The sequence below is a fragment of the Candidatus Brocadiia bacterium genome, from assembly GCA_041658285.1.
Taxonomy (GTDB): domain Bacteria; phylum Planctomycetota; class MHYJ01; order JACQXL01; family JACQXL01; genus JBBAAP01.
On record JBBAAP010000008.1, the window covers coordinates 67,407 to 90,131 of the forward strand.

Sequence of the window (22,725 nt, forward strand, 5' to 3'; positions counted from 1 at the left end):
GCCACCGGCATAAGTCTGCTATGCCACCGGCATAAGTCCATTATGTACGTAGCACAAGTATACTATGCTACCGGCACAAGACTATTATGTACGTAGCACAAGTATATTATGCCACCGGCACAAGGCTATTATGTACGTAGCATAAGTATACTATGCCACCGGCACAAGACTATTATGTACGTAGCACAAATATACTATGCCACCGGCATAAGACTATTATGTACGTGGCACAAGTCCATTATGCCACGGGCATAAGGGATTTACGGTATGTGAGGCAAAGGAAGCACTTGCCGTCCCCATAGATAACCCGGGGGGGATATACCCCTAGGGGGGTCCTCCCCGGAGGGGTAGGGGGTGGTCTGTTTACGCCTATGGCGGAAACCGCCTCTAATCCCCAGTCCACTTCCGGCAGATATTGAGCGACATCAGGCTATACGATGTGGCCAGGGGCGCGAAGTCTTCCCACCAGCGGCTGACTTCGTTAGACCAGGAGCCGTCGGGCTTCTGCATCACGGCTAACTTGTCGACCAGCTCGTTCGCCCAAAGATGCTCTTTCTTTCCTGCCGGAACAACAGACGGGTCGGCCGTGACTAACGTCTTTTCGCCGTAGGCGTCCAGCGATTTGGCAAAGGTGTGGTAGTAATAGAATAATCCTTGCTTGCCCAGGTTGGGCTCGGCGTCGGTGCGCAGGCCGGGGTTTTCGTCCAATGTGTAATTTAACCTTATCCAGTTATAGGCGGCCTGGACCCGCGGGTCGTTCTTATCAATATAGGCGTAGATGAAACTCTTCAGACCGGCATAGGTCATCGAGCCGTAGGGAACGAGAACCTTTTTGCCGTCCGGAGTGGTCTTTTCGCCGCCCTTGCTTTCGACCGGTGAATAGGCGAACCCGCCGGTATTCTCGGTGGCCCGGAACTTGTTGTATTCGCTGGAATCCTGTATCTTGGCCAGGAATTCCACGGCCCGTTTATAGGTATCGCTGTCCTTGGCCAACCCGGCCAGGTGCAGGGCATCCATGGCGTAGGCGGTAGTGGACAGGTTAGCGTTGGGGTTGCCCTTCTTTTCGTCATAGCCCCAGCCGCCGAAGTCCTTGTCGGCCGATTCCGGCCCGTATTGCGACTTGGTCAGGTAATCGGTAGCTTTCTTGACCACCGGTTCTATCCTATCGGCTACGGACTTTTCCATAAATGGCTGGACGGTTTTAAGCGCCACCAGGGCCAGCGAGGTTTTGTAAATTTCGAAGGCCGGGAATTTCTTGGCGTCTATGACCGCGCCGGTGGGCTCCTGCCGAGGCAGGATGTAGTTGACGGCCGATACTATCTGCACTTGATACTGCTTGCGGGTGTCTTCGGGCGATTCGGCCAGGATTATCAGGCCCATAGCCGTGAAGGCCACATCGGACTTGCCTTCGAGGTCCGGGAAAGCACCGTCCGACAATTGCTTGGACACAAAGTATTTCAGCCCTTTGTTGAAGATGTCGTCCAGCTGTTTGCGGGACGGGCTGGGCTCGGCCTTGGCCGCAACCGGCTGCGGGGCGCTGACCGGCTGTGCCTCTGGCGCTTTTTGGGATTCGGCTACCGCCGGTTTCTCCGATGGCGTGCTTATCGGCTGTATCACCGTGGACAACCAGACAATCAACCCTCCGATTAAAACCAGAACCACCACTATCCATACGTTCTTCATAAAACACTCCTCTTCTCTTAGAGCCTGTTAGCTATAGCGATGGCATTTAATGACATCGATAGAGCGTTATAGGCTCTTAGACCCCGCACTTACTTTAAGTTGCGGGGTAACTTCATTATTTAAAGTATTTCTCTATCACCTCGTCATATTCAGCCGGCCAGGAAGGCCGGGTAATAGCCTCTTCGTAAATCTTCTTGAGGTACGCCGGGGTCACCTCTGGTTCTTTAGTAAGCGGATTAAGCTGATTCAACTGATTATCACCTGTTGTTTGTCCGCTGGTATCGCCCGAGCCGGCCTGGGCATTGGCTCGTCCCGCTGAAGACGGTGCACGCGAGAAACCTGTATCCTGCTTATTTTCGGCGATTTTATAATATTCCTGCAGTTTGTCAAGAAGCGCCCGTATCCGGGCCGCGTCCGGGCTGTCCCGGGGCAAGTCCCTGGCGGACGGGCTGAATTCATTTATCTTCTCCAGTATGGCGGACGGCGTTGCGCTGCCCTGCTCCATCTCACGCACCAGCTGCTCTATCTTGGCCAGCAAATCATTGCTTGTATTACCAGCTGTAGCCTGCAGTGTTTTCACTTCCGTTTTTATATTTGAGATTTGGGCATTATTTCTGATTTCGGATTTTGGATTTTGGATTTCCAATGAAGGCAGCGGCGTCTGCTGGATGATAACCAGGACGATGGCAGCGATCAAGAACATTATCAGGTTGCTGTATTTATAAGCAATTGTTAAAGCGGAGATTTGGAATCCGGAATTATCCAACAGCTTTGTTTCCACCGGGTTGAGCGATGCTTTATTGACGCATTCGACGAAGGTGCTGAGATAATTTCTGTCGGCCAGTTTCTCGTCCAGGAATATGGCCGTATCCATAAGCGATGGACGGTTGATGATGCCGATAACGACACCGATAACCAAACCTAAAGTAACGCAAAAATAAGATATGAAAAATAAAAGATGAGAATCGGGAATAATAAGTTTGGAAGCCAACGCCGATAAAACTGCCAAGACCGCACCGTAAGCGCCCCATTGGAAGGCACGGGCAAAGATAACCCGCCGGGCCAGCCGTCTCGAAACCGATTTGATAAAATCAAGCATAATTCTGTACGCTGGCAGTTTGAGCTCCGCTAAAAGCGGTACGAATTACTGCCAGGTATAGTCGGCTGATAACTCACTTTGTTCTAACAGCCGAACTATACGCTGATTGAGCAGATTAAGCTGTTATTAATTATTTGGGATTTGGAACCTGGGATTTGGACTTTTCTTCTTCCTGTTTCTTCTTGTATTCCTCCTCGAGCTGTTTACGTAATTTCATCTCTTCTTCGAGGTTTTTCCTGAGCTGAACCAACTCTTTTTCGTCTGGAACCTTAAAGGTAACCACCACCCTGGTACCACGTTCGGGCAGGATTTCCGTGTAAGGCGAGTAATGCCCGCCTGAGGTGGGGTCGTTGAGTATGGCGGTGGAATCGTGCCAGGTGGCCATAACGGTTTTGCTGTAGTTAGCCTGGTATATCTTTTGTCCGGTAGGCCGGCCGGTATCATAGTCAATGTCATCTACAAACTTGGATCCGGTGAAAGCCCAGCCGATCCGGGGCATCTGTTTCTTTGTTATATTATTGATGATTAAATCCTCGGCCGCGTAAATGACCGGCTTGTTGTCCTTATCCTGCCAGGCGATGAAGACCTGGACGATATCGCCGCCGGGCAGTTTGGGGTCGCCGAACGCCTGGAGCGACTGCTCGTCCGGCTCTTCTTTGAGCCCCATAAGGATCAACCCAAGATGCAGATTTTGCGGCTTACAGAACATTATTACCAGCGTTTCGTGCTCCTTGCCGCTGTTTTCGGCGCAGGCGTAGAATTCCAGCGGCCAGGACGGGTTGGCCAGCACACCGTCCACCTCGATGCGGTCTATTCGCTTGTCTTTTACCACGCCCTTATCGTCTCGAATAATATTAAAAATCACCCGCTCGCCGGCCGACAGGGTCAGAATCTCGGTCTCGGCAGTAGGAGTGACTGCTGATAAAGCGGTGGGCGAGAGCGATCCGCCTGACTGCTCAGCTCGGTCAGGCTTGTTGTCCTTAGCCGGGTTATCCTCAGCAAATATGTGGCCGAAAAAAACCAGCACCAGGACCAGCAACGGCAGATAATATCTCATATCTTTTCATTTATATAATATTACCGCCCAAAATTCAATCAAAACTTAAGTGAAAAGCCGGTCTCGAACCAGCGTCCGGGCTGATAATAATCTATCACCTCTTTATACTGGCGATTGAACAGGTTATGCACCGCAATGAAGAGCGAGCTGGTCTTATTTATTTCGGAAGACAGGTTTAATTCTGTAACGGCGTTTTTATTTAGCCGGCTGGCGGCGGTGTTGGCCGGGTCGGTGTAACGCTGTCCGGTTATACGAGTCTTTAGATTTATCGCCGTAACGCTGTTGGCCTGAAATCTCAGACCCAGGCTGGACTGCCAGAGCGGGATTTCCTCAACGCGCTTGCCTTCAATAGCCGGGTCGGTCTCGGCCTTTTCATATACGGCATCGTTCAGGGTGTAATTAGCCGTGATATCCAACTGCTCAATGACGCGGTATTTGGCTTCGGCTTCGATGACATCAACCGTCATCCGGGTGACATTACGCGGGCGATAGATATTATCCGGATCGCGCATATAGTCCCAAGCATCCTTTAAGGCGGACCGGGAAAGGGTCAGATGTCCGGACAGGTCGGCGTTTAGTTTGTAATCGGCGCCGACTTCGTAAGACCATAATGTTTCCGGGTTAAGATCGGGATTGCCCTGGAATGTTATCGGCCCGTAAGGCGTTACCGGCAGGTATAGGTCCGAAACCGCCGGAGCCCGGTAGGCCTGGCCGACGGCCGCACGCAGAGTGGTTTTCTGGTCAAGATGATAGACCGCGCCTACCCGGGGCGAAAGCTCACTTCCAAATTCCTCGTTCCGGTCGTAGCGCAGACCTAAGGTCAATATCATGGCGTTGCCGGATGGTCCGGGCATAAGCGATATTTCGTCCTGGGCATAGAGAGCTTGCGAATTAATAATCTCGTCTATCGTTCCATTGGCCTCTTTAACCAAAACGTCTTCGGTCTTGCTGTCAGCGCCGATGGTCAGCAATTGGTTCTTGAGCGGCTGGAGCGACTGCTGGGCCTGGATGCCTAGAGTGGATTGGTCGTAACGGCCGGTAAAGGGAAAAGCTTTCCATTCCAGTTGCTGGTCAAGCCCGTTGCGGTAAATCCGAACTGCCAAATCAGACGGTGAACCCTTAGACCAAGTATTCTTATATGTAAGGTTGATATAGTCGGTGGCCAGGTTACGGATGAAATTATCCTCGCGTCCCCGCCCGTCATCCCGGCCCAAAGCCAGGTTTATGGACGACTGGTCGTTCAATTTCCAATTGGCCTTAGCTGAGGCGTTTTGGGAAGCCCAGTTCCTAGGCGAACCGTCAGTGTTTTTAAGGTAACCGTCGGTTGAACGGTCGCCGGCGCTGATGAAATAATCCATCCGACCTAAGTTTAGACCGTGGTTTACGGCGGTGCTATAGGTATTAAAACTACCCACTGTGGTCTTGAGTCCGGCCGTCTGGCCTTCTTTATACGACTTGGTAATGATGTTTATCACCCCGCCGACGGCGCTGGAACCATAAAGAGCCGAGGCCGGTCCGCGCACAATTTCTATTCGCTCGATATTATCGGTCGAAATCAGCCGCAGATCAACATCACCCATATATTCCTCGTTAACCGGCCGGCCGTCTATAAGCACCAGCACCCGCTGAGCTCCGTAGTTGCCGGAAAGGCCGCGAGCGTCGAGCCGGGGCTTGGAACCGGGAAAATCGCCGCCCTGAACGTTCATACCGGCCTGGTTGGCCAGTAATTGGTCAACCGTCTGGGCATTGGATTCGCTGATTTCACGAGAACTGATAACCGTAACATCGCCGGAAATGTCTTCGACCTGATGCCCGGTCTTGGTTGCGGTAACAACCACTTCGTCTGTTGCCTGAGATAAATATGTCTGGCTGTTAACCGTTGTTACTATTCCTGTTAAAATAATCATTCCGCCAATAACCTGATAAAGTTTTCTCATATCACTCCATTCTGTTATTTATATTCTATATACTACCTAATACCTGTTAAAGTAAATCCTCCCGTAGCATCAGCTTAGGGAAATACCACCCCCTATATATATTAAACGTAAAATACGGCAAAAAGTTCATTTTATTTACTGATTTTTGTTAAAAATGTTGTTATTTGGCTGACAGGCCGATTTCCAATGCCTGGAGGGAGCCTGATTTGTCCGCCTTGACGAACTTGAAAACATTACCTTTTTTGACAATGCCCGTAGCCTGGACCAGCTTACCGACCAAGATAAGATTGGCAATAACGGTATTATTAAATTTATCCATAGCAATACCGGTGGCCGGTATGCCGATAACCGATGTTTTCGAAGACTTGGCCAGCTTGGGCCGATTGACCAGGGTGCTGTCGTATATAATATGGGTAGGCGTATTTTTGAACTCAGCCGGATGCTGTGCGATATAATCATACGCCTTCTGGTGCATCAGGAGCAGGATAGAAGGCGATTCGATGTAAGGATAGTTGATGCCTCTGGTCCGGGAAATAACCAACTCGGTTGAGGTAATACTGCCCCGGCTTTCCGGCCCGTAATGGGCTGTAGCGGCGACATAAGGATACTGCAGGCTGGCCGCCTGGCCCAGCAGGTTGGCCGCAAATACCACGCCCTGTCCGCCTATACCGCCTATCCAGATTTCTATTCGTTTCATATCAATTTAATACTAAAAATAATCTGCGTCTAAAACTCTCCCAGGCAGATTTTATCCTCTTGCGGCGTATCGCTAGTCATATCCCTGACTTTACCAATCATCAGGGACGCTGAATCACCACAGATATTCTGGTTGCGCCGGCCGAACTGGGTATAGCAGGGCGATATGACGTCCAGAAAAGAAAACCCTTTGTGATTCATCCCAATCTTAATATATTTAACCAGTTCTCGGACGTCTGATACGGTGGCCCGGGCGGTATAACCGGCCCCGGCGCCCTTGGCCAGCCGGCACAGGTCAAACGGTTTTTCCGGATTACCACGGGGCGTGGTAACAGTTTTAGCCATATGCGGCGTGGTCGGCCCGACCTGTCCGCCGGTCATACCGTATATGGAGTTATTAGCGCAGATTACGGTAATATCGATATCACGGCGGGCCGCGTGGATAAGATGATTACCTCCGATGGATGAGAGGTCTCCATCGCCGCTGATTACTATTACCTTTAGTTTGGGATTAACTGTTTTTATACCGGTGGCAAAGGCCAGCGCCCGGCCGTGCGTAGTGTGCATAGTATCCGCGGCAAAGTGCGGGCTGGGTATCCAAGCAGCGCAACCGATGCCGGAAACAAATACTATCCTATCAATATCCAATTTCAATTCATCTATGGCCCGGAGTATCGCATGCATAAGTATCCCGTGTCCACAGCCCGGACAGAACGGCGTCGGGAACGTTTTAGCGCGGATATATTTGGATAGATTGCCGGATATTTTATCTTGCATTATTATTTATAACCTCGAATATTTCGTTAGCGGTAATAACCTCGCCGCTGGTCTTGTTCATCGGTATGGTGGGGATACCGGTAAAGCGCTGGACTTCGCGTATCAACTGGCCCTGGTTAAGTTCCGGCACGATAATCCTTTTTACCCGGCTGGCAATAGCGGCAAATCGCTTTTCCGGCATAGGCCAAAGCGTCCGAAGCCGGAGCAGGCCGGCCTTGATGCCGGATTCCCGGGCTTGTTCCACAGCCCGCAAGGCGCTGCGCGCGGTGATGCCGTAGGCGATAAGCAGTATTTCCGTATCCGGCTGGATGAAATATTCCTGATAATCAATTATCTTGTCGGCGTTATCTTTTATCTTATTGCAGAACCGCTCGACCAGCTTGGTCTGGGCGGCTGGAGATTGGGTCCGGCGGTAACCCCACTCGTCGTGGGTAGAGCCGGTAACAGAAAGTTTTAGCCCCTGTCCAAAACGCGGCATAGGCGTAACTTTATTACCGGCTATGGTGCCGAATGGCGGCATTTTAGATTTAACCGGACGCGTAATTATTCGGAATTTCTTATGTGGGTTAACGTTTTCCCTAATATGGCCGACTGCCTCGTCAGCCAGCAGGAATACCGGGATGCGGTAGGTCTCGGCCAGGTTAAACGCCCTGATGACCAGGTCATACATCTCCTGTGCCGACCAGGGTGACAGTGCAATGATTTCGTAATCGCCGTGCGCGCCCCAGCGTACCTGCATGACATCGCCAGAAGCAACCTTGGTAGCCTGGCCGGTGGATGGCCCGGCCCGCTGAACATCGACAATGACGCAGGGCGTTTCGGTCATTATGGCATAACCGATATTCTCTATCATCAGCGACAGGCCCGGCCCGGATGTGGCCGTCATGGACTTGGCTCCGGCCCAGGAGGCGCCGATTACCGCTCCGATGGAGCCGATTTCGTCCTCCATCTGAATAAAAACACCTCCGGCATCGGGCAGTTTTGCCGCCATGTGTTCCATTATCTCGCTGGAAGGCGTGATGGGATAACCGGCATAAAAGCGGCAGCCTGCGGCCATGGCGCCCAGGACGCAGGCTTCGTTGCCTTGGATAAAATGCATAGTCCTCACCACAAAGGAGTAAAGAGTATAATAAAAATTATTTACTCTTTAATGCTTTTTCGAATATCTCCATGGCTACGTCAATATCGCTCTTGGTAACAATCAGCGCTGGCGACCAGCGGATGGTGTTTTCACCACATCCGATAATCAGAAGCCCAGTCTTGAAGCATTTCTGAACGATACTGTTACGCCGATCCGGATCTTTGGCTTTGGTCTTGCGGTCCTTGACAATTTCCACGCCTAACATCAGACCCCGTCCGCGAACGTCGCCGATGAAGTCGTATTTATTCATCAACCCTTTCAGCCGTTTCAGCAGATAATCACCAGTCACTCGAGCGTTCTCAACCAACGATTCCTGCAGCATATCCATTGTTTTCAGCGCGGCAGCACAAGAAACCGGGTTACCGCCGAAGGTGTTGGCATGCGCGCCTGGGCCCCAGGTCATCAGTTCGGCTTTGGAAACCATGGCGCTGAGCGGCAATCCTGACGCGATACCCTTGGCAACCAGAATTATATCCGGTTTGACGCTGGTATACTCGATAGCAAACATCTTGCCGGTCCGTCCCAGCCCGGATTGGATTTCATCGCAGACCAGAAGAATGCCGTATTTCTTGGCAAGCTTTTCGAGCTCTTCTAAATACCCCTTGGGCGGAACGACATAACCGCCTTCGCCCTGAATTGGTTCAAATACTATAGCGGCGACATCTTCGGGCGGAGAGACCTTGGCGAATATCATATCCTTCAGGTAACTGATGCAGGCAAAGTTACACTTGGGATAAGTCAGGTTAAACACGCACCGGTAACAATACGGATACGGAATATGGGTAACTTCCGAAAGCAGCGGCGAGAAATAGCGACGCTGGACTGCCTTGCTGGCTGTGAGTGAAAGCGCGCCCATGGTCCGGCCGTGAAAAGCGCCAATATAGGCAATCATCCGCAAACGTTTGGTATAATAACGGGCCAGCTTAATACCGGCTTCAACCGCTTCGGCTCCGGTATTGGCCAGAAAGGCCTTCTTGGGAAACTTGCCCGGGGTTATCTGGGTCAGGCGTTCGGCCACATCAGACTGCCAGCGGTAGTAGAAATCAGTGCCAATCATATGAATCAACTGTTCGGACTGGCGCTGGATGGCATTAACTATTTCCGGATGGCAGTGCCCCGTAGTCAACACGGCTACGCCGGCATTAAAATCCAGATAGCGGTTGCCATCCGGGTCTTCAATCATCATCCCGTAACCACGTTCGGCCACAAACGGATATGACCGGGTGTAGGACGGGGAAATATAGCGATGGTCTTTAGCTAATACCTTTTTTGCCTCCGGACCGGGCGGGGTAACCCTGATATACGGCCTGTTCATAAAACATCCTCCTTCTAAGCAAACGGGCAAAATCGGCTACGCCTTGACTTATTTAATCCGTTCACTTACGCTCGATTACTTCTTCTATTATTTCAGCGGCGGACTTTACCACATCCGCGCAATATAACCTTCGTTTAGGATCAAGAAACTCAGCCGAACATCTGGGAAAACTGGCTATCTCCTTACAGCAAGAACTGCCGAATTTATCCGTAAACTTTTTATAAGCCACCGAACATTTTTTGTCAGCAGAGTCTTTACTCTGGTTCTTATCGGCACGTCCGTATTCCAGGCTGATAATCATCACCCCCGCCGCCAGTGCCCCGCAAAGACAACGGTTATGGCCGATACCAGCCAAAAAACCCGTAGATACCTTGAGGAGTTCCTCCGGTATTTCTACCAAACCGACATCTCTAGCTGCATGCATCACGGCCTCGCTGCAGGCATAGCCGCCCAAATACAATTCCTTTGCCTTTTCCGGGAAATTAATACTCATTCAGAATAATCTATCAAACCTCTAATAATCTCATTGTCAAGAAGATTGTGTTTTTGTTCACCATAAGACTCAAAGAACGAAGCAAATAACTTTTTGTTGCTTATTTAATAACATATGGTATAGTTAATAAAAAGGAGTGTGTAATTATGTATCAAACTGCTGTGAATTACATCGGGCCATCCAAATTTAAGATATCAGCTGACAATTATAGCGTAAATATAGATTTCCCCAGACCCAATCAGCCGATAGACGGTCTTGGGCCGATTCCCATGATGCTAGGCGCTTTGGGCGGGTGCGTAGCGGTATACCTGGAACGATACCTGGTCGGGAAAAAAATACCGTTTAAAGGGTTCAGTATTGATATAAAGTCCGATCTTACCAAGGAGTCACCTCATTTCCTAAAGATTATCGACGTTAAAGTATCCGTACCCGGATTAAACCTTGATAAAGAAGGCAGGGACTCATTAATGCGGTTTATCGCCAACTGCCCGGTGCACAACACGCTACACAATAACCCAACGGTCAATATTAGTTTGGCAAACTGATTATTATTTATCCGATTGCCCGATTAACTTGATTTTACCAAGACGTTTGGTGATCCAATCGGATTCTGAAGCAAGACCATTGGTCTTATAAATCTCTTCTAACTCTTCATACCGTTTGATTGTATCAAAACCGATGTTCCATTGAAGCTTCTTAAGGCATACCGGGCAAAGCCGCAAAGGCCGACGGTCGGATTCATCTAAATTATTACTCCCGCACATTAGGCACTCATAATATATGCAGTGAAGCAATCCGAACATATGACCGGTTTCGTGGGCTAGTGTGCTGTAACTGCGACGTAGAGTACGGATACGATTTTCCGCAGTATCCGACTCATCCCAGAACGCTGGGAAATATCGTACTAATGAATAAACGCCGACACGTCCTTTTAGGCTTGCCTCACCAAAGACATAGTTCCATTTATCATCCGGGTAAAGGTCCGCCATGGTGATACCCAGATAACAAAAAGCGTTCTTAGGCAGATTCGGCTCCAGCACATCCTCGCGCAAGTAATCGGTTCGGTATTGAAGCCAGGTTTTACCCTGCCCCTGACGAAGTCGTTTATATCTGGTAGTTTCAGACAATGTCATTTCGGGTTTCAGTTCCACGGCCATCTGGAAGAAAGAATTAGTAAATACTTTTAATTTGTTCATCAAAGCCTTTTCTGTATCAGTAAAAAGACCGAGCGGTTGGATTACAATTACCAAACGAGACTTATCCGGCTGGAGCGGTTTAGCTTTTAGATATTCATCGAATGTCTGCCCAGGCTCGCTAAATCGGGCCAACCAGTTTCCCGGATTAGGCGGGTTCATCTTTTCAAAGTCAGAGTCATCAGTCAGGGCGAAATCCATCATCGCTTGTTTGTTTAAAATAGTGTTACCTCTTTGCTGCAGATTATTTTCAGATTCGGATGTTTTTTTATCTAACGATTGCAGATAACTTGGCGAATTACCGATAACGACAAACCGCAGATATGCCATCGCCAGCATAATCAGAAAAAGCAGAATTAACATTATTATTAAATTCCGCATATCGGTTATTACCGGCATTCAGATTGTTTCATATCCTGAAGCGCTTTGATGGTAGGCTGTAACCCGCAGACCGGGCAATCGTCGTTATGCTTAACTTGAACCGTGCGGCATTGCATTCCCAGGGCATCGAATATAAAAAGCCGGTTTGTCAGCAATCCGCCGACCCCGACAATATACTTGATGGCTTCTGTCGCTTGAATCAACCCGATAACGCCCGCCACGGTGTTTAATATCCCAGCTTCCGAACAAGTCGAAACAGTGTTGACCGGCGGAGGATCCCTGAAAATACATCTATAACAAGCGGTTTTTTCTTTGGGAATTATAGTTATTACCTGTCCGCCGTAACGAAGCACGCCGGCATGGACCAGCGGCAATCCGGCAATAACACAGGCATCATTAATCAAAAATTTAACAGGGAAATTATCAGTCCCGTCTATAACCAGGTCATAATTCTTCATTATCTTCAGCGCGTTACCCGCCTTAAAATTCTCATGGTACCCGTTAAATTTAACATCCGGATTCAACTCGCTGATGCGTTTTTGGGCTGATGTTATTTTGGGCTGGTCAACCGTAGCCGGTGTATGCAGTATTTGGCGAGGCAGATTTGATATATCGACATCGTCGTAATCTACGATGCCAAGCGTCCCGATACCGGCCGCAGCCAGATAAGTCGCGGCCGGAGAGCCAAGACCACCGGCGCCGATAATCAGTATTTTAGCTTGGCTTAACTTTTCCTGCCCTTCCACTCCAAATCCGGGCAATCTGATATGCCGGCTGAATTTCTCCATTGTAATTTTGCTCCTTACATCCTTATCTTCCGCCAGAAATAGAGCGCTGCCATTGAGAATACCGCCACTGGTAACCAACTGGCCAGCAACACCGGTATTATATCTTTTTTGCTGAGCGATTCAAGCGAAAATTTCAGCATAAAAAAGCCCAAGCCTATAGCAATGCAAATACCGATACCCCTAAAAAAATTACGCCGACTGGGCGAAAACAGGATAAACGGTATGCCGACAAAAATCAGCACAAAATTAGTCAACGGAAAACTGAACTTATTATAATATTTAAGCTTGTAAGCTGCCTGCCGAGGATACTGCTTGATAAGATTTTCTAAATCCGACATTGACTCGCTGGCCGTGCCATCACTTTTTTCCATAACCTCAGAGCTCAACTCCGGCGCCAGGAAATAACCCCGCGCACCGAATATCCGGGGCGAGCCGATCCGCAGCCCCTTGCTATCATACCGGTAAACCGCGCCGTCCGAAAAATACCAGCCTTCCGCCGTCCGGTTTTTCTCTTCCGCGGCATGTTCATCTTCAATAGACGATGCCTCGCGCCATTGAACTGTATGAGCGAATACTTTGGCCTGAAGCTGGCCTTCATCATCGTATTCCGTAACCCAAACATTATTCATCTCGTTGCGGATATAATCATACTTCTGTATGACCATGGCATAATGCTTGGCCTGACGGGTAATAAACAATTCCGAACCCTCAGCCTTGAGTATCTTTTCCGTACGATTAATAACTTTATTCAATAACGATACGGTATACTCATCAATAACAAACATTCCCACCGCAATAATAAGGGCCACGACTAAAATCGGCCTTATCATACGCAGAATATTTAAGCCAGAAGTAATTATAGGAATGAATTCGTTAGTTTTAATAAGCTTGGCTATAGTCATGACCGAGGCAATAAGAATAATAATCGGCGTAATCTGGTACATTATCAGGGGCAGGCGGCATAAATAATACTGCCCCATAAAGAAAGGCAGATTGACCTGGGTTAATTCCATAAAATCGCTCAGGTTTGTAAAAAAATGTATTACCACATAAAGTCCGCTCATGGCAAAAAATGAAAGCCCCAGAGCAGCCAGAAAGTAGCGTAAAACATAGAAATCAAGTTTCTTGATTATCATAATTACTTTTACTTTTTAGGCAGCAGCACCAAGCCTACCACGGCCAGGACAGCATTAGCCACCCAAACAGCCATATACGGCGGCATCCCGCCCTTGGCTCCGAGAAGATTCCCCAATATCATCAGCGGGTAGTATCCGACAAAAATTATCAGCGCCGCAATCCCAATCCCAGCCAGACGATTGCTTTGCCTGCTGAGCATCCCGGCCGGCACGCCAATTAATATAAATATTAGCGGCGTAATACCTAATGCGAATCGACGATATTTTTCGGTAAGTATTTCTCTCTCACGGAATCTCTCGGTATTCTTGGAAATTATCATCTTATTTAATTCCCGCTCGCTCATGGCCGCAAGGTTTTTCTTCCTCGGCAGGAATAATCCGGAAATATCCACTTGGTATTCCATTGTATCAGACTGAATAACTTCGGGCGACGCCGCGCTCCCAACAGACTCTTTTTTCCAGTGGGTATCAATCACCCGGCTTAAATTAAGCGAAAACACCGCGTTTTCCTCATCCAAAGAAAACCTACCTTCCCGGGCCATAAGATCTTGTAATAAATTATTGCCATTAATATCGTACTTTATCATTCTTATGCCATAAAATATACCATTCTGGTAATCATTGTAGTTTATCCGATAGTTGGGCAGTTTTATTTCACGGACTGTAGTCATAGGAGAGAATATCCGGTTTTTGAATGTGGAAATACTCAGATTCCGAGTCTGGGAAATACAGTACGGAGCCATCCGGGTATTAATATAACCTACTATCAGCGAAAGTACAACCCCAATTATAACCGGCGCAATAATTATACGAATAAGGTTTATTCCATTACTCTTCATGGCTATCAATTCATTATCGTGGCTAAGCCGCCCGAAAACAAAAACGCTTCCGGCCAATACTGCTATGGGAATAATGTATCCCAGAGAAAGCGGAATAAAGTAAGGCATTACCTTCAGGAAAAACTCCTCATCCAGAACTCCGCTGATGCGTGAAAATTGGAAGAATGGTATTATCAAAACCACAATGGAAAGCAACACCACTGTAGTAAGCAGAAACGTAATTAAAATTTCCCGTGAGATGTATTTGAATATGAGCATATACTTACCCGTTAACCGTTATTAGGCGCGGGAAAAATCCTTAACCGCGGCAACCACGCGCTCAATCTGCTCTAATTCCATTTCCGGATACATCGGCAGGCTGATTGTTTTTGCAGCCATATTTTCGGCCGCCGGGAAATCACCTTTTTTATAACCCAAATAGCCATAACACTCCTGAAGATGTATCGGAATCGGATAATGCATACCAAAACTAATCCCTTTAGATTTTAGATACTCGCCCAGCTTATCCCGATTCTCGATAAGTATGGCGTAGATATGGTAAATATGATCCTGTTGTTCTCCGGCCGGGTTGGGCAGAACAACTTTATTCCGGTCGATAGCCGAACCGGACAGAAAACATTTCTGGAACAGTTTAGCATTCTTGCGGCGATTATCATTCCAGCGGTCAATATATTTCAATTTCACCCTCAAAATTGCCGCCTGCAAATTATCCAACCGGCTATTAACACCAAAGGTGCTGTGCTGGTTTTTAACCTTCTGCCCGTAATTCCTAAGCATCCTGACCTTATCGGACAGCGCTTGGTTATTGGAAACAACCATACCACCATCACCATAAGCGCCCAGGTTTTTGGCCGGATAGAAGCTAAAGCATGCCAGGTCGCCAAAACCACCTACCCGCTGGCCTTTATACATCACACCGTGCGCCTGAGCAGCATCCTCGATAACAAACAGTTTATGGGCCCGGGCTATCGACATAATCCCGTTCATTTCGGCCGGCTGCCCATAAAGATGAATTGGTATAATTGCTTTAGTCTTGGACGTAATTTTAGCTTTAATAAGTTTAGGGTTTATATTATACGTCACCGGGTCGACATCCACAAAAACCGGCTTGGCGCCAGTCAATGATATGGCCACGGCCGTGGCAATGAAACTGTTGGGCGCAGTGATAACCTCATCCCCCGCCTTAACGCCGCAAGCCATCAGGGCAAGATACAGCGCATCCGTGCCCGAAGCAACCCCAACGCCATATTGCACGCCACAAAACGCGGAAAACTCCTGCTCAAACATCTTCAAATCCTCACCCAGGATGAAATCTCCCCGACTGTTGATGTCATCTATTTTTTTGATAACCTCTTCTCGAATCTGCTTGTATTGGGCCCCCAGATCTACAAAAGGCACGTTATTCATCTGTTCAACTCCTCTAAGCTTTTAAAGCCATTCCACTGCGCTTCCATATCTTCTATTATTTCCGCCGGAGTTTGATATCTGATATCCTTATCTTTAGCCATCATTTTCTCGATAAAATATAACAACAACGGCGGAAACTTGCGATTCTTGATTTCGTCTGATTTCAAACTCTCCAGAACAACCTGAGCTATCACCTCCATATTATCTCCGCCGCTGAACGGCATTTTACCCGTAACCATATGGTAAAATGTCGCACCCAGCGCGTAGATATCACTGCGAATATCAAGGTCCGCCTGACCCCGAGCCTGTTCCGGAGACATATAAGCAGCGGTGCCAGATGTAGTCTCGGAAACGGCTGATTTATCGCTACTGATAGGCTGGGCAAAACCCAGATCACAGAGTTTAATCACTCCTTCATCCGTCATAAGTAAATTATCCGGCTTGATATCACGATGCAAAATACCCTGTTTTTCGATATAATCCAGAGCCCGGGTTACCTGAAGAATGATATTAACTATCAGTTCGCTTCGGCTTTCTTCCGGCAAATCAGCCCAGAACCCCCGCCCTTCGGCAATCTGATCCTGAACCGAATGTCCGTCTATATACTCCATAGCCAGGAAATAAATACCCTTGGCGTTTCCAAAATGATACCCCTTAACAATATTAGGGTGTTTAAACTTGATGAGCAACTCCGCCTCGCGCCGGAACCGGTCTAGAGAAGCTTTATTAGCTGCAAACTTAGGATAAAGCATCTTCAGGGCGACCGTGCGCCTATTCTTATCTCTGGCCTTAAAAACCAGACCCATGCCGCCGCTGCCCAGTTTACCGATTATTTGGTAACCGGGTATTGCTTCGTTCTGGTTCTGCGGTGGTTGATTAACAGCCATAATATAAATGATTAATAGCACAATAATTTGGCGTGACGGTCAAGGAAAATCACATCTGTTAATCTACGAAGACTCTACCTAGATGGGTAATCGCTTGATATTATTCGGCAGATTCGGATGGATTAGGTTTCTTCTTTGTGATTTCCAGAAAAGTAACCAGTATAGCTACCGCAAAAAATAGTATAATAGTTGCCCAATAGTACTGGGGCTTGGCCCATTCAACCAGCTTGGTGATACGACCGATGGCTAAAGATTCACGGGCCATTACGGTATAGCCGAAAGACGCGCCAAACGCAATCATCATATAAAATATACCTACTCGGGCAACCCGTTTAATAACACCCTTATGCTCCACCGAGAAAAAGAAATAAATCAAAACGGACAAAACTCCAACCAAAATTAACAGGGTATTTATTGTTTGAAATAAAGAAACATCTTTTCCCCATAATGGTTCAAGACTAGGAACCATCTGCTTAAATATTTCGGCCGAAACTGCATACGGAATGGCAATACCAGCGCCGGTGCCGGTAATAAAAGCAAAGGTATATCGCGAAAGCCAGCCTATTTTTGAAGAAAAACGGGTGAGCATCAACACTCCTAATATCAATGGAATAATAAGCCATAATGTCTCATTTTTCTCCAATGGTCCAGGAATTGATTTACCCAAATTATACGCTACCACACGATAGAGAGGATATACTAATTTAGGCCAGAGTGTCTGAAACCAGATACCGCACAATCCATAACCGACAGACAACCCAACATACATATACTCTCCCAGTTTAAAAAGCGGATTATCCTTATAAAGGAAACTATACATCATCAGTGTAAGCCCAACGGCTAGCCAAACCTCAATAATTTGCATTGTAGTGATAGATTCCGTCATATATTACAATAATTTCTTCTTGTTCGTAAAATAAATAATATTAGCAATAACTATCAATATAATAATCAGAGAGTGAACCACGGTCTGGGGCTTCATGCTGTCGGTAGCCGTGCCTTTATGCTTGATTAACACCTCATACTGCGCGGCTGCACCCAAACCGCCGATCAAACCAAGCAGTTGTTTTGATTGCAGATACGGATAATAATCCGTGGCCATCACACCGGTGCATCCAGCTCCTAAAGGCATTTTACCCTTTTCCTTGCCAAAGATAATCCACGTATCAACCGCATTACCGGCAGAGATACACATTGCGTATTTCATATCTTTCAAGGTTTTAATATTCTTAAAAACCGGCTGATCTTTAGTTGACATCCCTTTATGGTCCTTTGGGTAGGTAAAGAATACATCCTGGCAAAGATTCAGAATGATTACGCTTCCACCGGGATTATATGGCATAATGGCATAGTCAACACCTTCCTGTTTGTTAAATTCCTTTGCAACTGATGTAAAAACATCTCCCATTACACCAACGGATTGGATTGACCATATGGTGGTGCCAATAATTCTCAGGTTTTTTCTAAAGGCATGCCTCAGAACTGCCAGCGTCATCGGCCTCAATTCCTCATCAGAAGAAGGGTCAAAATCTATAGAAAGCATTATGGGGGAACGCTCAGGAAGCGACTCAATATGATCATAGATATTTTTAACTACGCTTGACGAAGTATCTGGTAATTTGATCTTTTCCTTAAAGATAACCGGAATAACAATAGCTATGGCCACCAGTACAAAAATTACCCAGCGGGTTACGTTAAATTTCATTTCCTTAGTCATAACTAATCCTTGGTGCCGCCTAAATAAGCGCGCTCAATTCCGAATATAATTCTCAATGAAAAGGCAATTGAGCCCAGAGCGATACCGAAAAGTATCGCCCGTTTAGCCGCAGTCGTTGGTACATTAAAAATCCAGACCATCGTATCAGGGATAGCCTGCCAAAGCATCTGCCCTAACGGTGTTTGGCCAAGCATAATAATTACGGCCGCAATTAATAGTAAAGTTGCTTCTATGCTGCGAGCTCGGAATGCTCGAAATGCAGCTGAAGCTATAAAGAAACCAATAATGGAAAACATCGTTGCTGAAAGAGGCTTAATACTATTTTGGAAAATCCAGTCTAGCGACGACCCCTCTTCCATCCCTAATGTCGCAGATAACCCAAGAGATTGGGTAAATTCAGGAAAGATAGAAGGCCCAAAACCCGCCATAATTGTAATAAGAAATGTGGTAAACAATACGATGCTGAATCCCCAACCCGGTTTCGAGCGAACAACCTGAGTATAATGGAAATGCACCAAACTCCCCAGTCCAAGCATAAATGCGATACCGCCAATAATTATGATCCACTCACTCACCCAGATTTGCATATCCTGCGACCATTTGTGTGGAACAAAATACTGGATGATAAATAGAATGCCCATTACAAAAGCAATAATTAGCGGTATCTGTCTTTTAATCATAATTAAAACGTCTTAAAAAGGTTAAGAAGGAAAGCTATTCCCCCTGTCGTCAACGCTGTCCCCAAAATAAGCATTACAATAATAAACCCCTTACTGATATCCTGGCCTTTGAGTGACCCCAATTGCAGAGGTTCACGCGAAAGATAAGCTGATGCCGCATATAATTCTTCGCCCATCAGGGTATAATCACAGGTGGTGATAAAGAACGGCAATTGGGTAATAGAATCAGTTCCGGCTATCTGCATTGCGCCGATAGCCGCGCCGGTCTCAGCCAGAAGAAGCGCTTCGGCAAAATAATAACCCATATACAGGTTGGCGGCCGGTTTATGACGCATCATCATGCCCTCTACGGCCGCGGCATAGGCAAACTGATCATTGCTGATAAAGAAAATATTATCTTCCTTAAAAGCATCCGGGCGACCGGCCTCAACATAAGCCTCTTTCACCACTTCCTGGCAAACCGACATAACAATCGGGTCATAGCAAGGCACCTGTATCTGAGAATCATAATTAGCCACCTTGCGCGCCACCTTGCCCAATATGCTGGTAGCAGCAATTGTAGATAATGAATCCATACCTAGAAGCCCGTTAACATAAAGAATTGGTTTCCCCATCTCGGTAGCCCGGCCGATAGTTTCTTCAATAGCATCTAAACCCGGAATATGCCTGATGAACAGATTGGGATTTTTACGCGCGATACTGATAAAGAACATTATCAGAAAAGAAAACATAATGACAAATATCAAAACATAGGCCTTTGACGCATCAAACCAATTACCTTGGGGTACAGCCGAAGCTATTGTCGGAAATTCTATACTATTGGCGCCATCTGTTACAGCCAGTTTGAAATAAACAGTGCTTGTGAAACAATCAGTCACCTCCTTTATCGGGCAATTCACTTCGAAGAAGTGCCAGGATTTATTCTCGTCGCTTAATCCAAAATACTGCGGCGCATCGGTCTTCAAGCCCAGGGTGGCCAATGACCGTCCGAGTTCCACCCACGCCCCATCCGTTTTAGTTGCGGCCGATATAACGTAGAAAACGCCTTCCCGGTCGTTTTCTTTGGATGTCTTCCATGTCAGTGATATGCTAGTGCCGCTATCATTAGGCGTATCAAATGCGGTGAATTCCTGGGGCGCAACCAACGCCGGTGTTTCCTGCGCCAGAACCGTTGAGCAGGCAATCAAAAGAAAAAGAAAATTTATGATTAATCCTTTATAACTCATGCTTACTGCGTAACCTGTTGCTTATCCTGTTTCTTAATATACATCTCATAAAATGCCAGTACCAGTATTATCAAAACCAGCAAAACGATGCTGGCGTAATAATATTCAGGCTTGGAAAATTCTATCAGGTCATAACTCCGGCCTATCAGGAGCGATATACGACCCATAACCGTGTAACCGAACGACGCGCCGAAGGCAATCATCACGAAATAAATCCCCACCCGGGATATGACGTTAACCGCGCCCTTATGCTCGACCGAGAACAGGAAGTAAACCAAAACGCTGCAAACGCCGATAATTATCAGTGCCGAGTTAAAATTGGCAAAACCAAAATTCCAGGTCTCACTCAACACCGGCGCAATAATGCCTTCCAATTGCTTAAAGAATCCGCCGTCTATTATTCGGGGAATGTTAAGACCGGCGCCCAGGCCAACAATAAAAGCAAAGGTAACCCGGCTTATCCAGGCCAGCTTCTGGAAATAACGGGTATAAAGCGATAATCCCAACAAGGCCGGGATGATTAATATGAAATCATGGTCGTAGACCAAAGGGGCGTAAAGATCGTTTATGAAATTGGAGAATATCACCCGGACCACCCCATAGCCGACCGATATACCAAGGTAAAGATGCTCGCCAAAGCGGAAAAACGGATTATCCTTATAAAGGAAGCTGTACATAAACAGCGTCAACCCCGCCGCAATCCATCCACCTAATAAAACCGTATCCATTACTTACCGGCTCCTATCTTCTTATTAGCCCCGGTGGCGAAATAAACGATATTGCTAAAAACAATCAATGTGATAATAAGCATATGCGCCACGGACTGGGGATCCATACCCCTAACCGCCACGGCTTTCCTGTTTATAAGCATCTCGTATTCGGCCGCGCCGCGCAGGCCGCCCAGGAACCCGTTAATCCAGTCTATCTTCATCAGGTTATACCAGCTGGCCGCCATAACGCCGGTGCAGCCGCCACCCATCTTAAACTTATATTTCTGCTTACCGTAATAATACCAAGTGCCAATAGTGCTGCCTGCGGCTAATTCCACCAGATAGCCGATATCCTTAAGCGTTTTTACATTATCCAGCACCGGCATATTAGCCGTATCCCGGCCGTAATGGTCTTGCGGATAAGTCGCGGCAAACCCTTTCTCGCCCATACCTATAACCAACGCGAAATCGCCGGCCTTCCAGCCCAGGTATAAATAATCCTTGCCATATTCCTTGCCGTATTCCTTGGCCACATCAACCATAACCTGTTCTCCAAGGCCGGTGCCGGTGACCCAAAAGGTCATTCCGATAACCCTGAGATTCTTCCTAAAGGCATGATGCAGGATGGCCTCAGCCATCGGGTAAAGTTCCGGCCTTGATGCCGGGTCAAAGTCCATAGCCAGGAACAACACCGAGCGTTCCGGCAGGTTATCTATGGTATCATAAACCGCCTTGACCTCCGATGTTACGCCCACGGGCAGATTCAAAGGCAAAAGCAACGGGATAATCACGGCCAGAGATATAAGCACATAGATAATTCTCCGGTCCATCCCCGTAAATTTCTGGATAAAAGAACTCATTATTTACTGCCTCCCATATAGGCCCGTTCAATACCGAAAATAATCTTTAACGACATAGCGATACTGCCCAGGCAAATCCCCAGAGAAATACCGCCCTGAGCAGCCATATTAGGCACTTTCATAATCCAACCGGTCAACTGGCCGATAGTCGGCGGCAAAGTAACGCCAAAAACGCTGAATGTAGGCACCGCCTGTTGCCAGAGCCATTCGCCCATAGGTGCCCGACCGAACATAACGATAAGGGCCGCAATTAACAATATAGTTGCCTCGCGCGTCTTGGCCCGGAACGCCCGGAACGCGGCTGAAGCAATATAAAACGCCAGTATTGAAAACATCGTGCTCTGAAGCGGCGACTGCAGGCTCTTGTAAAGCCAGCCGTAGGCGGTCATTTTGCCGGTATCGGTATTTTTCTCCACACCCAAACACCAGAGACCTACGGCAATCATCCCAAACAGGCTCAGGAACACCACGATGCTAAAACCCCAGGCCGGGGCCTGGCGCTTTATTTTATAATAATGTAAATGGAACAGGCTGATAATACCCAGCCCCATGGCAAAGGCGGATATAATCCTGAACCAAACGGACAAATCGCTTAATAATTCATCCGTGAACGGGCGAGGAATGTAGTACTGGATGGCAAAAAACACCCCGGTTGCAAAAGCCACCGCTATAGGAAGCCATTTTTTGAGCGAAGCTGTCATAA

23 protein-coding genes are annotated in these 22,725 nt (G+C 47.5%); 1 reads left to right on the plus strand and 22 read right to left on the minus strand.

The features are described 5' to 3' along the window. Positions 1-387: 387 nt before the first annotated feature. The 9 genes from WC980_08130 to WC980_08170 form a co-directional block, all read right to left on the minus strand. Positions 388-1,683 carry a prenyltransferase/squalene oxidase repeat-containing protein gene (locus WC980_08130; protein ID MFA5795012.1) on the minus strand — a complete coding sequence of 432 codons (1,296 nt, stop codon included), beginning with the start codon at positions 1,681-1,683 and terminating at the stop codon, positions 388-390. Between the two features lie 115 nt (positions 1,684-1,798). Continuing rightward, positions 1,799-2,782: a hypothetical protein gene (locus tag WC980_08135; GenBank protein MFA5795013.1), complete on the minus strand. Its 984-nt coding sequence runs from the start codon at positions 2,780-2,782 to the stop codon at positions 1,799-1,801. A 130-nt stretch (positions 2,783-2,912) separates the two neighbouring features. Then, entirely contained in the window at positions 2,913-3,839 is a 927-nt protein-coding gene (locus tag WC980_08140) for a YdjY domain-containing protein (GenBank protein ID MFA5795014.1), read from the minus strand. 38 nt (positions 3,840-3,877) lie between these two features. Beyond that, the gene (locus tag WC980_08145) at positions 3,878-5,776 is read right to left on the minus strand and encodes a TonB-dependent receptor (protein MFA5795015.1); all 1,899 of its coding nucleotides are present in this window, start codon (positions 5,774-5,776) and stop codon (positions 3,878-3,880) included. Positions 5,777-5,936: 160 nt separating this feature from the next. After that, the gene (locus tag WC980_08150; GenBank protein ID MFA5795016.1) at positions 5,937-6,473 is read right to left on the minus strand and encodes a 2-oxoacid:acceptor oxidoreductase family protein; all 537 of its coding nucleotides are present in this window, start codon (positions 6,471-6,473) and stop codon (positions 5,937-5,939) included. 29 nt (positions 6,474-6,502) lie between these two features. Next, positions 6,503-7,249, minus strand: a complete 747-nt coding sequence (locus tag WC980_08155; GenBank protein MFA5795017.1) for a thiamine pyrophosphate-dependent enzyme — start codon at positions 7,247-7,249, stop codon at positions 6,503-6,505. Further along, positions 7,239-8,348: a 2-oxoacid:acceptor oxidoreductase subunit alpha gene (locus tag WC980_08160; GenBank protein MFA5795018.1), complete on the minus strand. Its 1,110-nt coding sequence runs from the start codon at positions 8,346-8,348 to the stop codon at positions 7,239-7,241. The genes WC980_08155 and WC980_08160 overlap by 11 nt, the downstream gene beginning before the upstream one ends. Before the next feature lie 37 nt (positions 8,349-8,385). Beyond that, complete coding sequence (locus WC980_08165) at positions 8,386-9,705, minus strand: acetyl ornithine aminotransferase family protein (protein ID MFA5795019.1); 1,320 nt, start codon at positions 9,703-9,705, stop codon at positions 8,386-8,388. 61 nt (positions 9,706-9,766) lie between these two features. Beyond that, the gene (locus WC980_08170) at positions 9,767-10,198 is read right to left on the minus strand and encodes a C-GCAxxG-C-C family protein (GenBank protein MFA5795020.1); all 432 of its coding nucleotides are present in this window, start codon (positions 10,196-10,198) and stop codon (positions 9,767-9,769) included. Positions 10,199-10,344: 146 nt separating this feature from the next. On the opposite strand from WC980_08170, the gene WC980_08175 reads away from it, so the two are divergent. Then, positions 10,345-10,743, plus strand: coding sequence for an OsmC family protein (locus WC980_08175; protein MFA5795021.1), 399 nt, complete (start codon positions 10,345-10,347; stop codon positions 10,741-10,743). A gap of 3 nt (positions 10,744-10,746) precedes the next feature. Here WC980_08175 and WC980_08180 read toward each other — a convergent pair whose 3' ends face one another. The 13 genes from WC980_08180 to WC980_08240 all read right to left on the minus strand — a co-directional run bounded on the left by WC980_08180 (position 10,747) and on the right by WC980_08240 (position 22,723). Next, positions 10,747-11,754: an archaemetzincin gene (locus tag WC980_08180; GenBank protein MFA5795022.1), complete on the minus strand. Its 1,008-nt coding sequence runs from the start codon at positions 11,752-11,754 to the stop codon at positions 10,747-10,749. 26 nt (positions 11,755-11,780) lie between these two features. Continuing rightward, complete coding sequence (locus WC980_08185; GenBank protein ID MFA5795023.1) at positions 11,781-12,560, minus strand: HesA/MoeB/ThiF family protein; 780 nt, start codon at positions 12,558-12,560, stop codon at positions 11,781-11,783. Between the two features lie 14 nt (positions 12,561-12,574). After that, positions 12,575-13,696 carry an LptF/LptG family permease gene (locus WC980_08190; GenBank protein MFA5795024.1) on the minus strand — a complete coding sequence of 374 codons (1,122 nt, stop codon included), beginning with the start codon at positions 13,694-13,696 and terminating at the stop codon, positions 12,575-12,577. An 8-nt stretch (positions 13,697-13,704) separates the two neighbouring features. Then, a complete protein-coding gene (locus WC980_08195) occupies positions 13,705-14,793 on the minus strand; it encodes an LptF/LptG family permease (protein ID MFA5795025.1) in 1,089 nt (362 codons plus the stop codon). Between the two features lie 21 nt (positions 14,794-14,814). After that, positions 14,815-15,942, minus strand: a complete 1,128-nt coding sequence (locus tag WC980_08200; GenBank protein MFA5795026.1) for a DegT/DnrJ/EryC1/StrS family aminotransferase — start codon at positions 15,940-15,942, stop codon at positions 14,815-14,817. Then, positions 15,939-16,829, minus strand: a complete 891-nt coding sequence (locus WC980_08205; protein MFA5795027.1) for a serine/threonine-protein kinase — start codon at positions 16,827-16,829, stop codon at positions 15,939-15,941. Before WC980_08205 ends, WC980_08200 begins: the two co-directional genes overlap by 4 nt. 100 nt (positions 16,830-16,929) lie before the next feature. After that, positions 16,930-17,715 (minus strand): hypothetical protein, encoded by a 786-nt coding sequence (locus WC980_08210; protein MFA5795028.1) that lies wholly within the window; start codon positions 17,713-17,715, stop codon positions 16,930-16,932. Between the two features lie 3 nt (positions 17,716-17,718). Beyond that, positions 17,719-18,546 carry a hypothetical protein gene (locus WC980_08215; GenBank protein ID MFA5795029.1) on the minus strand — a complete coding sequence of 276 codons (828 nt, stop codon included), beginning with the start codon at positions 18,544-18,546 and terminating at the stop codon, positions 17,719-17,721. 2 nt (positions 18,547-18,548) lie between these two features. After that, positions 18,549-19,226 carry a hypothetical protein gene (locus WC980_08220; GenBank protein MFA5795030.1) on the minus strand — a complete coding sequence of 226 codons (678 nt, stop codon included), beginning with the start codon at positions 19,224-19,226 and terminating at the stop codon, positions 18,549-18,551. A 2-nt stretch (positions 19,227-19,228) separates the two neighbouring features. Then, positions 19,229-20,452: a DUF6754 domain-containing protein gene (locus WC980_08225; GenBank protein MFA5795031.1), complete on the minus strand. Its 1,224-nt coding sequence runs from the start codon at positions 20,450-20,452 to the stop codon at positions 19,229-19,231. A gap of 2 nt (positions 20,453-20,454) precedes the next feature. Next, complete coding sequence (locus WC980_08230; protein MFA5795032.1) at positions 20,455-21,180, minus strand: hypothetical protein; 726 nt, start codon at positions 21,178-21,180, stop codon at positions 20,455-20,457. Next, a complete protein-coding gene (locus tag WC980_08235) occupies positions 21,180-22,022 on the minus strand; it encodes a hypothetical protein (GenBank protein ID MFA5795033.1) in 843 nt (280 codons plus the stop codon). Before WC980_08235 ends, WC980_08230 begins: the two co-directional genes overlap by 1 nt. Then, positions 22,022-22,723 carry a hypothetical protein gene (locus WC980_08240; protein ID MFA5795034.1) on the minus strand — a complete coding sequence of 234 codons (702 nt, stop codon included), beginning with the start codon at positions 22,721-22,723 and terminating at the stop codon, positions 22,022-22,024. Before WC980_08240 ends, WC980_08235 begins: the two co-directional genes overlap by 1 nt. Positions 22,724-22,725 lie beyond the last annotated feature (2 nt).

Excerpts from the sequence above, each read along its gene's own strand:
- WC980_08200 (MFA5795026.1), bottom strand. The coding sequence starts at position 15,942 with ATGAATAACGTGCCTTTTGTAGATCTGGGGGCCCAATACAAGCAGATT.
- WC980_08220 (MFA5795030.1), bottom strand. The coding sequence starts at position 19,226 with ATGATTAAAAGACAGATACCGCTAATTATTGCTTTTGTAATGGGCATT.
- WC980_08160 (MFA5795018.1), bottom strand. The coding sequence starts at position 8,348 with ATGCATTTTATCCAAGGCAACGAAGCCTGCGTCCTGGGCGCCATGGCC.
- WC980_08130 (MFA5795012.1), bottom strand. The coding sequence starts at position 1,683 with ATGAAGAACGTATGGATAGTGGTGGTTCTGGTTTTAATCGGAGGGTTG.
- WC980_08195 (MFA5795025.1), bottom strand. The coding sequence starts at position 14,793 with ATGCTCATATTCAAATACATCTCACGGGAAATTTTAATTACGTTTCTG.
- WC980_08180 (MFA5795022.1), bottom strand. The coding sequence starts at position 11,754 with ATGTTAATTCTGCTTTTTCTGATTATGCTGGCGATGGCATATCTGCGG.
- WC980_08205 (MFA5795027.1), bottom strand. The coding sequence starts at position 16,829 with ATGGCTGTTAATCAACCACCGCAGAACCAGAACGAAGCAATACCCGGT.
- WC980_08150 (MFA5795016.1), bottom strand. The coding sequence starts at position 6,473 with ATGAAACGAATAGAAATCTGGATAGGCGGTATAGGCGGACAGGGCGTG.
- WC980_08185 (MFA5795023.1), bottom strand. The coding sequence starts at position 12,560 with ATGGAGAAATTCAGCCGGCATATCAGATTGCCCGGATTTGGAGTGGAA.
- WC980_08175 (MFA5795021.1), top strand. The coding sequence starts at position 10,345 with ATGTATCAAACTGCTGTGAATTACATCGGGCCATCCAAATTTAAGATA.
- WC980_08145 (MFA5795015.1), bottom strand. The coding sequence starts at position 5,776 with ATGAGAAAACTTTATCAGGTTATTGGCGGAATGATTATTTTAACAGGA.
- WC980_08215 (MFA5795029.1), bottom strand. The coding sequence starts at position 18,546 with ATGACTAAGGAAATGAAATTTAACGTAACCCGCTGGGTAATTTTTGTA.
- WC980_08235 (MFA5795033.1), bottom strand. The coding sequence starts at position 22,022 with ATGAGTTCTTTTATCCAGAAATTTACGGGGATGGACCGGAGAATTATC.
- WC980_08240 (MFA5795034.1), bottom strand. The coding sequence starts at position 22,723 with ATGACAGCTTCGCTCAAAAAATGGCTTCCTATAGCGGTGGCTTTTGCA.
- WC980_08135 (MFA5795013.1), bottom strand. The coding sequence starts at position 2,782 with ATGCTTGATTTTATCAAATCGGTTTCGAGACGGCTGGCCCGGCGGGTT.
- WC980_08140 (MFA5795014.1), bottom strand. The coding sequence starts at position 3,839 with ATGAGATATTATCTGCCGTTGCTGGTCCTGGTGCTGGTTTTTTTCGGC.
- WC980_08155 (MFA5795017.1), bottom strand. The coding sequence starts at position 7,249 with ATGCAAGATAAAATATCCGGCAATCTATCCAAATATATCCGCGCTAAA.
- WC980_08165 (MFA5795019.1), bottom strand. The coding sequence starts at position 9,705 with ATGAACAGGCCGTATATCAGGGTTACCCCGCCCGGTCCGGAGGCAAAA.
- WC980_08210 (MFA5795028.1), bottom strand. The coding sequence starts at position 17,715 with ATGACGGAATCTATCACTACAATGCAAATTATTGAGGTTTGGCTAGCC.
- WC980_08225 (MFA5795031.1), bottom strand. The coding sequence starts at position 20,452 with ATGAGTTATAAAGGATTAATCATAAATTTTCTTTTTCTTTTGATTGCC.
- WC980_08170 (MFA5795020.1), bottom strand. The coding sequence starts at position 10,198 with ATGAGTATTAATTTCCCGGAAAAGGCAAAGGAATTGTATTTGGGCGGC.
- WC980_08230 (MFA5795032.1), bottom strand. The coding sequence starts at position 21,180 with ATGGATACGGTTTTATTAGGTGGATGGATTGCGGCGGGGTTGACGCTG.
- WC980_08190 (MFA5795024.1), bottom strand. The coding sequence starts at position 13,696 with ATGATAATCAAGAAACTTGATTTCTATGTTTTACGCTACTTTCTGGCT.